Annotated in this window: 13 protein-coding genes; 9 read left to right on the top strand and 4 right to left on the bottom strand. The window is 73.1% G+C overall.

What is annotated here, in order from left to right:
- Nucleotides 1–11: 11 nt before the first annotated feature.
- Nucleotides 12–245 carry a glutaredoxin-like protein NrdH gene (gene nrdH, locus MRBLMI1_RS01025; protein WP_367726286.1) on the bottom strand — a complete coding sequence of 78 codons (234 nt, stop codon included), beginning with the start codon at nt 243–245 and terminating at the stop codon, nt 12–14.
- A gap of 499 nt (nt 246–744) precedes the next feature.
- On the opposite strand from nrdH, the gene MRBLMI1_RS01020 reads away from it, so the two are divergent.
- Nucleotides 745–1,950, top strand: a complete 1,206-nt coding sequence (locus tag MRBLMI1_RS01020) for an MFS transporter (RefSeq protein ID WP_367726285.1) — start codon at nt 745–747, stop codon at nt 1,948–1,950.
- Between the two features lie 45 nt (nt 1,951–1,995).
- On the opposite strand, the gene MRBLMI1_RS01015 is transcribed toward MRBLMI1_RS01020, so the two are convergent.
- Entirely contained in the window at nt 1,996–2,400 is a 405-nt protein-coding gene (locus tag MRBLMI1_RS01015; RefSeq protein ID WP_367726284.1) for a pilus assembly protein CpaE, read from the bottom strand.
- Between the two features lie 175 nt (nt 2,401–2,575).
- On the opposite strand from MRBLMI1_RS01015, the gene MRBLMI1_RS01010 reads away from it, so the two are divergent.
- The 5 genes from MRBLMI1_RS01010 (at nt 2,576) to MRBLMI1_RS00990 (ending at nt 7,130) form a co-directional block, all read left to right on the top strand.
- Nucleotides 2,576–3,328 carry an alpha/beta fold hydrolase gene (locus MRBLMI1_RS01010; RefSeq protein ID WP_367726283.1) on the top strand — a complete coding sequence of 251 codons (753 nt, stop codon included), beginning with the start codon at nt 2,576–2,578 and terminating at the stop codon, nt 3,326–3,328.
- Between the two features lie 352 nt (nt 3,329–3,680).
- A complete protein-coding gene (locus tag MRBLMI1_RS01005) occupies nt 3,681–4,841 on the top strand; it encodes an acyl-CoA dehydrogenase family protein (protein WP_367726282.1) in 1,161 nt (386 codons plus the stop codon).
- Nucleotides 4,841–6,112, top strand: coding sequence for a DUF445 domain-containing protein (locus tag MRBLMI1_RS01000; RefSeq protein ID WP_367726281.1), 1,272 nt, complete (start codon nt 4,841–4,843; stop codon nt 6,110–6,112). Before MRBLMI1_RS01005 ends, MRBLMI1_RS01000 begins: the two co-directional genes overlap by 1 nt.
- Nucleotides 6,109–6,450, top strand: a complete 342-nt coding sequence (locus MRBLMI1_RS00995; protein WP_367726280.1) for a gamma-glutamylcyclotransferase family protein — start codon at nt 6,109–6,111, stop codon at nt 6,448–6,450. Before MRBLMI1_RS01000 ends, MRBLMI1_RS00995 begins: the two co-directional genes overlap by 4 nt.
- A gap of 227 nt (nt 6,451–6,677) precedes the next feature.
- Entirely contained in the window at nt 6,678–7,130 is a 453-nt protein-coding gene (locus MRBLMI1_RS00990; RefSeq protein WP_367726279.1) for a SixA phosphatase family protein, read from the top strand.
- Here the strand turns inward: MRBLMI1_RS00990 and hutH are convergent.
- Nucleotides 7,120–8,739, bottom strand: a complete 1,620-nt coding sequence (hutH, locus tag MRBLMI1_RS00985; RefSeq protein WP_367726278.1) for a histidine ammonia-lyase — start codon at nt 8,737–8,739, stop codon at nt 7,120–7,122. The genes MRBLMI1_RS00990 and hutH overlap by 11 nt on opposite strands.
- A gap of 61 nt (nt 8,740–8,800) precedes the next feature.
- Between hutH and MRBLMI1_RS00980 the strand changes: the two genes are divergently transcribed.
- A complete protein-coding gene (locus MRBLMI1_RS00980) occupies nt 8,801–9,574 on the top strand; it encodes an IclR family transcriptional regulator (RefSeq protein WP_367726277.1) in 774 nt (257 codons plus the stop codon).
- 12 nt (nt 9,575–9,586) lie between these two features.
- Here the strand turns inward: MRBLMI1_RS00980 and MRBLMI1_RS00975 are convergent, their stop codons facing one another.
- On the bottom strand, nt 9,587–10,597 hold the full coding sequence (locus tag MRBLMI1_RS00975) for a LacI family DNA-binding transcriptional regulator (RefSeq protein ID WP_367726276.1): 1,011 nt from the start codon (nt 10,595–10,597) through the stop codon (nt 9,587–9,589).
- A gap of 161 nt (nt 10,598–10,758) precedes the next feature.
- On the opposite strand from MRBLMI1_RS00975, the gene MRBLMI1_RS00970 reads away from it, so the two are divergent.
- Together MRBLMI1_RS00970 and MRBLMI1_RS00965 are read left to right on the top strand one after the other, a co-directional pair.
- On the top strand, nt 10,759–11,994 hold the full coding sequence (locus tag MRBLMI1_RS00970; RefSeq protein ID WP_367726275.1) for a sugar ABC transporter substrate-binding protein: 1,236 nt from the start codon (nt 10,759–10,761) through the stop codon (nt 11,992–11,994).
- A gap of 10 nt (nt 11,995–12,004) precedes the next feature.
- On the top strand, nt 12,005–13,114 hold the full coding sequence (locus MRBLMI1_RS00965; protein ID WP_367726274.1) for a carbohydrate ABC transporter permease: 1,110 nt from the start codon (nt 12,005–12,007) through the stop codon (nt 13,112–13,114).
- Nucleotides 13,115–13,169: the final 55 nt, after the last annotated feature.

Genomic DNA, 13,169 nt, shown 5'->3' with positions numbered 1-13,169 from the left:
CCGTCCGGGAGTCAGGCCAGACGCGAGGCCAGCTCGTCGATCTTGTCGGGACGGAAGCCCGACCAGTGGTCCTCGTCGGTGATGACGACGGGGGCCTGCAGGTAGCCGAGGGACTTGACCTGCTCGAGCGCAGCGGGGTCCTCGGAGAGGTCGAGGACCTCGTACTCGATGCCCTTCGAGTCCAGTGCGCGGTACGTCGCCGTGCACTGCACGCACGAGGGCTTGGTGTAGACCGTGATCGCCATTTCGGTTCTCTCTCCCCTGGGAATCCTGTCGTCCGGTGGGCTCGGCCCGCCGGGACCTCAATACTACATATGGGTGCGGACATCCGATGGCACCACAAGGGGTAGTAGTTACACGAGTGTGGTTTTCGCACGACCATCCCCATGTACAACACAGGTTGTCCACGATTTCATCCACAGCTCGACCTCCCTTCCCGGCCGTCGGAAGGCCCGCGTTTCCGCGGTTCCCGACCCCTGGTGATGCCTCCGTCCACAGGTCGCACGGTACGAGGGGGCTCCGACATCGCACAGGGTGTGGAAACGGCGCGCCGGCGTGTCGTCGGCGTGTCGCACCAGCCGTCGGCGCGTCGCCGAGATCACACGTTCGGCGCGACATCACGCGCCCCGGTCGACCGGAGCATGTGATCTCGGCGGGATCGCGTGATCTCGACGCCCGGACCCTCGCCCGCGCGCGCCCCCGGCACGGCCCACGCGTGTCGGCGGCGGGCTGTACCGTTGCCAGGTGGCCGGCTACCGCGAACTCCTCCGCACCCCCGGGGTGGGGCGCATCATCGCCGCGCAGTTGACGGCGCGGTTCCCCAACGGCATGACGAGCCTCGCGGTGCTGCTGCACATCGAGCACGTCACCGGCTCCTACGGCGCGGCGGGCCTGGTCCTCGCGGCGACGAGCATCGGGCAGGCCATCGCCGGTCCCGTCACCAGCCGCTGGATGGGCGTGTGGGGCATGCGGCGCGTGCTCACCACGACGCTGCTCGTGTGCGCCGCCGCGATCGCGACGCTCGCCCTCATCGAGATGGCCCTCCCCCTCTACATGGCGCTCGGTCTGCTGGCCGGACTGTCAACGCCGCCGATCCAGTCCGCGGTCCGCACCATCTACCCCAAGATGGTCAACTCGAAGCAGCTCACCCCCCTCTACTCCCTGGACGCCTCCCTGCAGGAGATCATCTGGGTCCTCGCCCCGGTGCTCATCACCCTGGTGGCCACGCAGGTCGGCACCGTGCCCGGACTGCTGCTGGTCGTGGCGATCCTCCTCGGCGGCGGCGCGTGGTTCATCCTCAGCCCCGAGGTCGGCCGGGTCCGCATCCCCCGCAGCCGTCGCGCGCTGGGCACCGTGCTGGCCAAGCCGCCGGTCGTCCTGGCCACCGCGACCGGCTTCCTCCTCATCGGCGCGTGCGCGGCGGTCGAGGCCGGCGTCGTCGCGACGTTCGACCACGGCGGCCTGGAGGCGGGCCTCATCCTCGCGGTGTTCGCGGTCGGCAGCCTCGCCGGCGGCCTGTCCTTCGGCCACATCCCGATCGGCCCGTGGGCGATGGCCCGCCGGTTCGCGATCGTCGCCCTCGGCCTGTCCCTGACGATCGTGTCGCTGAACGCCTGGTGGCTCGGCGCGACCCTCCTCGTCGCGGGAGCCGGCATCGCCCCCGCGCTCGCGGTGATGTTCGCGATGACCTCCGCGAGCGTCCGCTTCAGCGAGACGGCCGAAGCCTACGGCTGGATCGGCACCGGCCAGCTGATCGGCGCGGCCGCCGGCTCGGCGATCGCGGGCCTGCTCATCGACGGCATCGGCCCGCAGGGGGCCTACATCGCCGCAGCGGCGTTCGCCGCGGCCGGACTGGTCGTGTCGGCCGTCTTCGTCCGCGGGTTCCCCGACCTCCGCCACCGCGACGCCAGCCCCATCCCGGACACGGAGCCGGTGCACACCATCACCTGACGCGGCGGCGACCGCGAGGCGGGACCGCCGCCGGGCGGCATCCGGTCACTGGATGCGTCGGAGCAGCTCGAGCACGGCCAGGGCGTAGGCGTCCGCCGGCTCCGGGTGCTCGAACACGAGGGTCGCTCCCCCGACGGCGATCTCGACCTCGTGCGTGTCGGCGAGGCGGCGCAGCGCGCGGAACGACGTGCGGAGCAGCTCGCGGAGCTGCGCCTCGGACGGCAGCCACAGTGCATCCTCGGTCGCGACGGAGTCCAGCGCCCACTCGGTCGTCCCGTTGAACGCGAGGATGCGGCCCGTCGGGTAGTCGCGCGGCTCGACGGTCATCTCGCTGACGGTGAAGACGTCGGCGTCGAACTCGGGCTCGTCGAGCTGGAACCGGTCGCCGGAGCGTGGATGCCACACCAGTCCGGCCGCGCGCAGGGCCAGGGCCATCTCGGTCGAGATCATGCAGCCATTCTCGCTGCGGTTCGTCCGCGGCGGGCCGCCGCGGGGCGCTCCCCTCGTTCGAGGAACGCGGTCTGCATCGAGAAACGCCGTCGCCCGGCGTTCCTCGGTGCAGCGCGCGTTTCTCGGCGAGACGGCGCGGACCAGCGGCGCCCGGCGGCGGATCTAGCATGAGGGGATGCCCGCTCCCGTGACCCTGCCCCGCCTCAGCTGGGGCGACGCCGATGGCCCGCAGATCCTCCTCGCTCACGGCCTCGGCTCGGACGGCGCCCTCATGTGGCGCTTCGGCACCGCGCTGGCCGACGCCGGCTGGCACGCGGTGGCTGTCGACCTGCGCGGGCACGGCGACGCCCCGCGGGCGCTCGACTACACGCTCGCCGCCTACGGCGCCGACCTCGCCGCCGCGCGGCCCGACCGCGGGGTGGGCTGGGACGCCGTCCTCGGCCATTCGCTGGGCGGCGCGGCCGCGACCCTGGCCGCCGCCGCGGACCCCTCGTGGACGCGACGCCTCGTCCTCGTCGATCCCGCGATCCACATCGGCCCGCAAGACCGCGATATCGTCCGCGTCGGACTGGAGCAGGCCTTCGACGACCCGCGGCAGGAGGCGGTCCGCGCGGCCCACCCGCACTGGCATCCCCTCGACGTCGAGCTCAAGGCCCGGGCCACGCTGCGCGCCAGCCGGTGGGCGGTCGAGCAGACCACCGACCAGAATCCCGAGTGGGACGCGCGCGCGGCGGCATCCACGCTGACCGTGCCGACGCACGTGATCGGCGCCGACCCGGGGGTGCATTCGATCTTCACCGGCGCCCTCGCCCAGGAGGTGCTGCGCAACCCGCTCGTCTCGATGTCGGTCGTCGAGGGTGCCGGACACTCGCCGCACCGCGACAAGCCGGACGAGACAGTCGCCGCGCTGCTCGACGCCCTGCGCTGACCCCGCCCGTCCCGGCATCCCTCCCCGCCCGCAACGCGGGTCGCCCCCGCCCGCAACGCGCGTCGCGGAATCGGACCGAGGCCCCAGAATCGGATGCCACACGGCAGACGCTCCGATTCCGGCGCACTCGTCCGATTCCACGGCATCCCTCCCCGCCCGCAAGGCGCGTCGCGGAATCGGACCGGGGCCCCAGAATCGGATGCCATTCGGCAGACGCTCCGATTCCGGCGCACTTGCCCGATTCCACGGCATCCCTCCCCCGGCCGACCCGGCCCGCATCGCCGTCCCGACACATCCGGACCCGCCGGAGCGCGCGGCCCCGATGTCCGCGGCCGCGGACAGAATGGATGCCATGACCGCTCCGTTCGATCCCGCGCAGTTCCTGCCCGACGAGCTCATCGCGCGCATCCGGGAGCGCGCTGCGGTGCATGACCGCGAGAACACCTTCCCCACCGACGATCTCGACGACCTGCGGGCGGCGGGGTACCTCGGCATCCTGGTCCCCGCGGACCGCGGCGGCGCCGGCCTGACCCTCGCCGAGGCGTCGGAGCTGCAGCAGCGGCTGGCGGGGGCCGCGCCGGCCACCGCCCTCGCCCTGAACATGCACCTCGTGTGGACCGGCGTGGCGAAGGTGCTGCGGGACCGCGGCATCGACGACCTCGCCTTCGTGCAGGAGGGCGCCGCGCGCGGCGAGGTGTTCGCCTTCGGCATCAGCGAGGCGGGGAACGACCTCGTCCTCTTCGGCAGCGACACCGACGCGGCCCCCGACGGCGCGGGCGGATACCGGTTCACCGGCACGAAGATCTTCACCTCCCTCTCCCCCGTGTGGGACCACCTCGGCGTGCATGGACTCGACGCGACCTCGCCGGACGGACCGCAGATGGTGTTCGCGTTCCTCGACCGCGGCGACGACGTCGTCGCCCGCGACGACTGGGACACCCTCGGCATGCGCGGCACGCAGAGCCGCACGACCGAGCTGCGCGGAGCGCATGCCCCCGCCCACCGGGTGGTGCGGCGACTCCCGCCCGGGCCGCAGCCCGACCCGCTCGTGTTCGGGATCTTCGCCGTGTTCGAGATCCTGCTGGCGTCGGTCTACACCGGCATCGCCCGCCGCGCGATCGACCTCGCGGTGACCGCCGCCACCACGCGCACGTCGAAGAAGACCGGCACGACGTACGCGAACGACCCCGACATCCGCTGGCGCGTGGCCGAGATGGCCCTCGCCTACGACGCGCTCCCCCCGCAGCTGGCCGTTCTCGCCGGCGACGTCGACGGCCTCGTCGACCACGGCGGCCGCTGGTTCTCGCTGCTGGCGGGGGTCAAGCACCGCGCCGTCACGATGGCGAAGCAGGTCGTCGACGAGGCGGTCCTCGTCGGCGGCGGCTCGTCGTACTTCGCGGGCAGCGAGATCAGCCGCCTGTACCGCGACGTCCTCGCGGGGATGTTCCACCCGTCCGACCCCGAGTCCGCCCATTCGACGGCGGCCTCGGCGTGGCTCGGACCGGTCGCCTGATGGCCCGGACGCCCACGGCCCTGCTGAGCCCCGCCGACCAGGAACGCCGTCGCGCGCTCCGCACCATGAAGGGCGTCGCCCTGGGCGCCCTCATCGGGATGGCGGTCGTCTTCGTCGTCGCCTTCGCCTTCCAGAACGAGGTCGAGTGGCTGCAGTACGTCCGGGCCGCCGCCGAGGGCGGCATGGTCGGGGCCCTCGCCGACTGGTTCGCGGTGACCGCGCTGTTCCGGCATCCGCTCGGCCTGCCGATCCCCCATACGGCGATCATCCCCCGCCGCAAGGACGAGATCGGAGCCCAACTGGGCGAGTTCGTCGAGACGAACTTCCTCGAGGGCGACGTCGTCCGCACGAAGCTGGAGTCCACGCCCCTCTCGGCACGGGCCGGCGCGTGGCTCGCCCAGCCCGCGCACGCCGACCGCGTCGCAGCCGAGGGGGCGACGGTCGCCTCCAGCATCCTGCGCGCGCTGAGCGACGACGACGTGCAGGGCCTCATCGAGGACCTCGCGCGGGAGCACCTGCTCTCGCCCGACTGGGGTCCGTCCGTCGGCGGCTGGCTCGAGCGGGTCGTCGAGTCGGGGGCCCACCACGGCGCCGTCGACCTCGCGCTCGACAACATCGCGACCTGGCTCGGGAACAACCGCGAGCAGTTCCAGGGCCTGGTCTCCCGCCGCCTGCCATCGTGGGTGCCGGGTCTCGCCCTGCGTCTGGTGGATGACACGGTGTACCGCGAGGCGGTCGGCTTCGTCGACGCCGTCCGCGCCGATCCCGGCCACCCGGCCCGCGACACCATCGACGGCTACCTCGCGCGGCTCGCGGACAACCTGCAGCACGACCCGGCGACGATGATGCGCCTCGAGGAGGCCAAGGCCGCGGTGTTCGACAGCCCGCGGGTGCGCCGGCTCGCCGCCGAGGCGTGGAACACGGCCAAGGCCGGCCTCCTCACGGCGCTGGCCGATCCGGACAGCTCGCTCCGCCGTCGCGCCTCCTCCGCCCTGGCGGAGATCGGCGTGCGGCTCGGCCGCGACGAGACCCTCCAGAAGCGGGTGGACGGCTGGATCACCGACGCCGCCGTCTTCCTCGTCGGCCGCTACCGCCACGACATCGCCTCGATCATCACCGACACGGTCGAGCGCTGGGACGCGGAGGAGACGACGGAGAAGATCGAGCTGATGGTCGGCCGCGACCTGCAGTACATCCGCCTGAACGGCACCATCGTGGGAGCGCTGGCCGGGCTCGTCATCTTCACCGTGGCCCACCTGGTGTTCGGATGAGCGCCGCGGCGGCGACCGAGCCGGTCTTCGCGTACGGCGGGCTGCAGCGGCCGGAGGTGCAACTCGACATCCTGGGGCGCCGCGTCGCGGGCGAGCCGGACGCCCTGCCCGGGTTCCGGCTGGAGTGGATGGATGCCGCGGACCCGACCTCCGCATCCCCCGCCCGGCCCGTGATCCGCCCGACCGGCGACGCGCGCGACCGCGTCTTCGGCACCGTCCTCCCGCTCACCATCGCGGAGCTGGACGCCGTGGACGAGTACGAGCTCGCCCTCTACCGCCGTATCTCGGTGCAGCTGGCCGGCGGCATCCGCGCGTGGGCCTACGTCGGCACGGCCTGATGCCCGGCACCCGGCCCGACCGTCCGCGACAGGCTCCCGGTGGCGCGGAACAGGACGCTTATGGCAGAGAACAGCCGTCGAGCGCCACCTCGACGTCGCCTTTTCTCAGCGCCGCTATCGTGGGGACGATTCCACGGCCGACACCGGGACGGACGCATGCACCGTGCGCCCGGCGTCGTCCGTCACCGACGAACCGGTCCTGCGGGGAGACGACGATGATCCAACTGGTGCTCGCCAGACACGCGAAGTCCGACTGGGCCGACGACGGCCTCGACGACCACGACCGTCCGCTGAACGACCGCGGACGTCGGGACGCACCGGAGATCGCGCGGACGGTGCTGCGCAAGGGCGTCCGGCCGGAGGTGCTGCTGGCCAGCTCGGCGCTCCGGGCGCAGCAGACCGCCGCGGCGTTCGCCGATGCCTTCGACACCGAGGTGGTCACCCAGGAGCAGCTCTACCTCGCCGCCCCGGACACCATCCTCGACGCCGCGCGGGCGACGGGGGCCGCCGAGGTGATGGTGGTCGCCCACGACCCCGGCTTGAGCGCGCTCGTCTCGCGGCTGGCCGACCGCGACGAGCGCATGGTGACGTGCGCCGTCGCGATCTTCACGTGGCACGACGGGGACTGGGACGACGTGGATGCCACCCCGCCCGACGAGTTCGAGCTGATCACGCCGTAGCGGCTCCCTCCCGGTCCGCGGCGGTCGCACCGGCGGGGGCGGCGTCGACCGGGCCGGCGTCCGCGGCGGTCGCTTCCACGGCGGTCGCATCCACGGCGGTGCGGGCGACGGCGCCGGAGGCCACGAGCTCCGCGACCGCCTCGATCTCGGGAGAGACGAACCGGTCGGGACCGGGACCGGCCACCCGCGTGCGGACGAGCGCCCGGACGGCTCCCGTGACCGCCGCGGGCGCGAGCGGGGCGCGCAGGTCGAGGGCGCGGCATCCCGTCATCACCTCGATCGCCAGCACGCGCGCGAGCCCGTCCAGAGCGCGGCGCAGCTTGCGGGCGGCGCCCCAGCCCATCGACACGTGGTCCTCCTGCATGGCGCTGGACGGGATGGAGTCGACGGACGCGGGCGCGGCCAGGCGCTTCAGCCCCGAGACGATGCCGGCGGCGGCGTACTGCGCGATCATGAGGCCGCTGTCCACGCCCACCTCGTCGGCGAGGAACGGCGGCAGGCCGTTGCTGCGGGCGACGTCCAGCGCGCGGTCCGTCCGCCTCTCGGACATGGATGCCACGTCCGCCACGGCGATCGCGAGGAAGTCGAGCACGTACGCCACCGGCGCGCCGTGGAAGTTGCCGTTCGACTCGACCCGCCCGTCGACCGTGACGACGGGGTTGTCGACGGCGGAGACGAGCTCGCGGCCGGCGACGAGGGCGGCGTGGGCGGCGGTGTCGCGGGCGGCGCCGTGGACCTGGGGTGTGCAGCGCAGCGAGTAGGCGTCCTGGACGCGCGTGCACTCGGGTCCGCGGTGGCTCGCCACGATCGGCGAGCCGGCGAGGAACGCCCGGAGGTTGGCCGCGGATGCCGCCTGTCCGTGCTGCGGCCGCAGAGCCATGAGATCCGCCGCGAAGACGGCGTCGCTGCCCAGCTGCGACTCGATCGACAGGGCCGCGGCGGCGTCCGCGGTGGTGAGGAGCACCTCCAGGTCGTGGAGGGCGAGCAGCAGCATGCCGAGCATGCCGTCGGTGCCGTTGATGAGGGCCAGTCCCTCCTTCTCGCGGAGGGCGACGGGGGCGATCCCGGCCACGGCGAGCGCGGCGGCGGCGGTCGTGAGCGCGCCGTCCCGGTCGCGGACCTCGCCCTCCCCCATGACCGCGAGCGCGACGTGCGACAGCGGGGCGAGATCCCCCGAGCACCCGAGCGAGCCGTACTCGCGCACGACGGGCGTGATGCCGGCGTTGAGCAGGGCGGCGTAGGTCTCCACGACCACCGGCCGCACGCCCGTCCGTCCGGTGGCGAGCGTCTGCAGACGCAGCAGCATGAGCGCGCGGACGACCTCGCGCTCGACCTCCCCGCCGGTGCCGGCGGCGTGCGAGCGGATGAGACTCGCCTGCAGCTGCGCCCGCCGGTCCTCCGCGATGAACGTCGTCGCCAACGCGCCGAAGCCGGTCGAGATGCCGTAGTGGGGCTGCGGGTCGTCGGCGAGCCCCTCGATCAGCGCGCGGGTATCGGCGACGCGGCGGAGGGCCGTGGCATCCATCCGCACCGTCGCGTCCTCTCTCGCGACGGCGACGACCTCGCGCGGGGTGAGGGGGGACGCTCCGACGGTGACGCTGCTGTTCATACCCCGATTCCACCGCGTGCGCGGGCGCGGAACCGCGGTGTTCTGGCATCCTGTGTCTGTCATGCCAGACAGTCCGCGCCCCCAGGTGCCCGCCGCCGATCAGACGCTGCGGATCCTCTCGCTGCTCGCGCGGCAGCCGGGACCCGTCGCGGCGCAGACGATCGCGTCCGCGCTGGGGATCCCCCGGTCCAGCACGTATCACCTGCTCGCGACGCTGGAACAGCACGGGTACGTCGTGCACCTGCCGGGCGATCGCCGCTGGGGACTGGGCACCGCGGCGTTCGAGCTCGGCGGCGGGTACGCGCGTCAGCAGCCCCTCGCGCGGCTGGGACGTCCGCTGGTCGCCGCCCTGTCGGACCGCGTCGGGGAGTCCGCGCACCTCGCCGTGCTGGCCGGGCGCGACGTGCTGTACATCGTCGAGGAGCGCGCGCCCCGGCGTCCCGCACTGGTGACCGACGTGGGCGTCCGACTCCCCGCCCACCTGACCGCCACGGGGGTGGCGATGCTGGCGGCCCTCCCGCGGGAGCAGGTGCGGGCGTCGTTCCCGGATGCCACGGCCTTCACGCAACGTCACGGTCGCGGGCCCGCGAGCCCGCGGGCCCTCCGCGATCTGCTGCGCGAGGTCCGCGCGACCGGGTACGCGGTCGAGGACGGGGAGGTCACCCCCGGCTTCCGCTCCGTCGCCGCGGCCGTGCGGGACCACGCGGGGTGGCCGGCCGCCGCGATCGCGGTGACGTGGCCGGCGGATGTCGTGCGCGCCGACCCGGAGCGTTTCGCCGCCGCCGCGACGGCCTCGGCCGCCGAGCTGTCCCGCCGCATCGGCCGCCCCGCCTGAGGCCCCGTCCCGTCAGCGCACGACGAGGCGCGGCTCGACCAGGACGTGGGCGGCGCCCGCGGTCGCGGCGCGCGGGGCGACGACCGTCCCGTTCTCGCCCATCAGCAGATCGAGGGCTCCGGATGCCACCCGCTCGGGCAACTGCTCCACGCTCGAGATCCCGAGCGCCTCGACCGCCGGCGTGTTGTCGAAGCCCACGATGGGCAGTCCCTCCCGCCCGGCGAGCGACACGGCGAGGTGCGCGCCGATGGCGAGGGAGTCGCTCGCGCAGACGATCGCGTCGACGTCCGCGTCGCGGGCGAGCCCGGCCGCGACGACGTCGCGCGCGGCGGCGACGTTCTCCTCGATGGTCCACCGCACCCCGGCCGCTCCGGCGTCCGCGATCGCCTCGCGCCAGCCGCGCTCGCGCTCGTCGCCGGTGCCCGAGCCGGCCGGCCAGCCGAGGAAGGCCACGCGTCCGGATCCGAGCCCGAGCACGTGGCGCGTCGCCGCGCGGGTGCCCGCCGCCCCGTCCACGTCGACCCACAGGTGCGCGGGAGCCTCGACGTCGTCCTCGCCCCACGGGCGCCCGAACGAGACGAACGGCAGACCCCGCTGCGTGAGCCAGCCCGTGCGGGGGTCGCCGTGGAACGTGCCCGTGACGACGACGGCATCCACCTCCCCTCCCTCGAGCAGGTCGCCGAGGCGGGCGATCTCCTCCTCGGGGGTGCGGGCGGCGTAGAGCACGACCCGCATGTCGCGGTCGCCGGCGCGCTCGGTGAGGGCGTGCACGAACCGGTCGAGCACGACGCCGGAGATCCCGCCGGCGTAGGGGTCGAGGTGGATGCCGATGGTCGAGCTGCGGCGCGTGCGGAGCCGGCGCGCGGCGGCGTGGGGACGGTATCCGAGGTCGGCGATGGCCTGCTCCACGCGCATCCGCGTGGCCTCCCGCACGATGTCGGGGCTGTTGACGACGTTGGACACCGTCTGCCGGGAGACGCCGGCGACCCGGGCGACGTCGTCGACGGTGGGGGCCTTGACCATGCGCGTCCTCCCTCGGGTCGACGGTCATTGTAGGCGGCGGCACCGCCTTGACATCCGGGGCTCGGTGTTCGTACTCTCACCGTATCGCTATTTGAACGTTCAAACAGCGACCCTCCGACGTCACACGGAGGGGTGCATGCCTCATCGAAGGAGAGAGACACATGACACGGCACATCGCGCGCACCTGGCTCGGAGCCGGCGCGCTTCTGGCCACCGGCGCCCTCACCCTCACCGCGTGCGGGTCGGGCTTCGACGACTCCGGCAGCGGCGAGGCGAGCGGCAGCGGCTCCCTCAGCGTCCTGATCGGCTCCTCCGGCGACGCCGAGACGCAGGCGGTCGAGGAGGCCGTCGCCGCGTGGAGCGAGGAGTCCGGCGTCGACGCGCAGGTCCAGGTCGCCAACGACCTCCCGCAGCAGCTGTCGCAGGGCTTCGCAGCCGGCTCGCCGCCGGACCTGTTCTACCTCGCCCCCGAGGCCCTCGCCGGCTACGCCGAGAACGGCTTCATCGCCCCGTACGGCGACGACCTCGCCAACAAGGACGACTTCTACCCGTCCCTCGTCGAGAACTTCACCGTCGACGGCTCCTTTTACTGCGCCCCGAAGGACTTCTCCACGCTGGCGCTCATCATCAACAGCGACCTGTGGGCCGCGGCCGGACTCACGGATGCCGACATCCCGACGACCTGGGACGAGCTGGCATCCGTCGCCCAGCGCCTCACCACCGACGGCCAGGTCGGCCTCGCCTTCGGCGCCGAGTACCAGCGCCTGGGCGTGTTCATGGCGCAGGCCGGCGGCGGCCTCCTCACCGACGGCGCGGCCACGGCCGACAGCGCCGAGAACGTGGAGGCGCTGCAGTACGTCAAGACCAACCTCGAGAACGGCAGCTTCGCCTTCGCCGCCGACATCGGCGCGGGCTGGGGCGGCGAGGCGTTCGGCACCCAGGCGGCGGCCATGACCATCGAGGGCAACTGGATCACCGGCGCCCTGACCGCCGACTACCCCGACGTGAACTACGTCGTCGCCGAGCTCCCCGAGGGTCCCGGCGGCAAGGGCACGCTCCAGTTCACCAACTGCTGGGGCCTGGCCGCGGACAGCGCGAACCAGGACGACGCGCGCGCCCTCGTCGAGTACCTGACCGGCACCGACCAGCAGCTGGCGTTCTCGGAGGCGTTCGGCCCGATGCCGTCCATCCAGTCCGCCGCCGACGCGTGGACCGAGGCCAACCCCGACCTGTCGGCGTTCCTCGCCGGCGCCGACTACGCGCAGTTCCCGCCGAACCTCGCCGGCGCCGCCGACGTGATCACGGACTTCAACGCGCAGATCGAGTCGCTGCGCAGCGGCGACCCGCAGTCGATCCTGACGGGCGTGCAGTCCAACCTCGAGGCGATCGTCCCGTAAGCGGACCATCATGAGCGCTCTCACCTCCGCGCCCCGTCGCGCCGGCTCCCCCTCTGCGGGGATCCGGCGCGGCGAGGCCGCCGCCGGCTGGCTGTTCACCGCCCCCGTGCTGATCATCCTCGGGATCTTCCTGCTCGTCCCCGTTCTGATGGCGCTGTGGGTGAGCTTCTCGGACTGGACCGGTCGCGGGAGCCCCTTCTCCTCGAACGTGAACTTCGTCGGCCTCGACAACTACGCCGCCGTCACCACCGGCGGGGGTCTCGCCGAGCGCGACTTCGGCACGGCGCTGCGCAACAACGCCTGGTACGTCCTGCTGGTGGTGCCCCTGCAGACCGCCCTCTCGCTCTTCCTCGCCGTCCTCGTCAACCGCGCGGTGCTGCGCGGACGCGGGTTCTTCCGCACGGCCTTCTACTTCCCCTCGGTCACGAGCTCCGTCGCCATCACGGTCCTCTGGCTGTTCCTCTTCTCCACGTCCGGCGCGGTCAACGAGGTGCTGTCGTGGCTGGGCGTGAACGGGCCGAACTGGTTCAACGACCCGTCCGGGGTCGTCCACAACCTGCTGGGCGCCGTCGGCGTCACCACCGGTCCGGCCGCCCTCACCGGCAACACCTTCCTGGGCGTCTCGTGGTGGGACTGGCTCGCCGGCCCCTCCGTCGCGATGTCGGCCTTCGTCCTCATGGCGGTCTTCACGACCTCCGGGACGTTCATGCTGCTCTTCATCGCCGGGCTGCAGAACATCGGCGGCGACGTGATGGAGGCCGCGATGATGGACGGCGCCAACGGCTGGCAGCGCTTCTGGCGGGTGACCCTGCCGCAGCTGAAGCCGGTGCTGTTCACCGTGCTGACGCTGGGCCTCATCGGCACCTGGCAGGTGTTCGACCAGATCTACACCGGCACGCAGGGCGGACCCGGCAAGACCACGCTCACCCCCGCCTATCTCAGCTACTCGTCCGCGTTCCTCTCCCAGCAGTGGGGCCAGGGCGCCGCCATCGCCTTCGTGCTCTTCGTGATCATCGTCGCCCTGACGATCCTGCAGCGCTGGGTGCTGCGCGACCGCCCCGTCTCGCGTCGCCGCGCGCGGCAGTACGAGGTCCGGGGCACGAATGGAGGCGCACGATGACCGCCACGGCATCCCCGCAGACCGCCGTCCTGGCCGAGCAGGTCGTGGACGGACC

The sequence above is a fragment of the Microbacterium sp. LMI1-1-1.1 genome (assembly GCF_040815675.1).
Taxonomy (GTDB): Bacteria; Actinomycetota; Actinomycetes; order Actinomycetales; family Microbacteriaceae; genus Microbacterium.
This window is presented reverse-complemented; position numbering and strand designations above follow the sequence as displayed.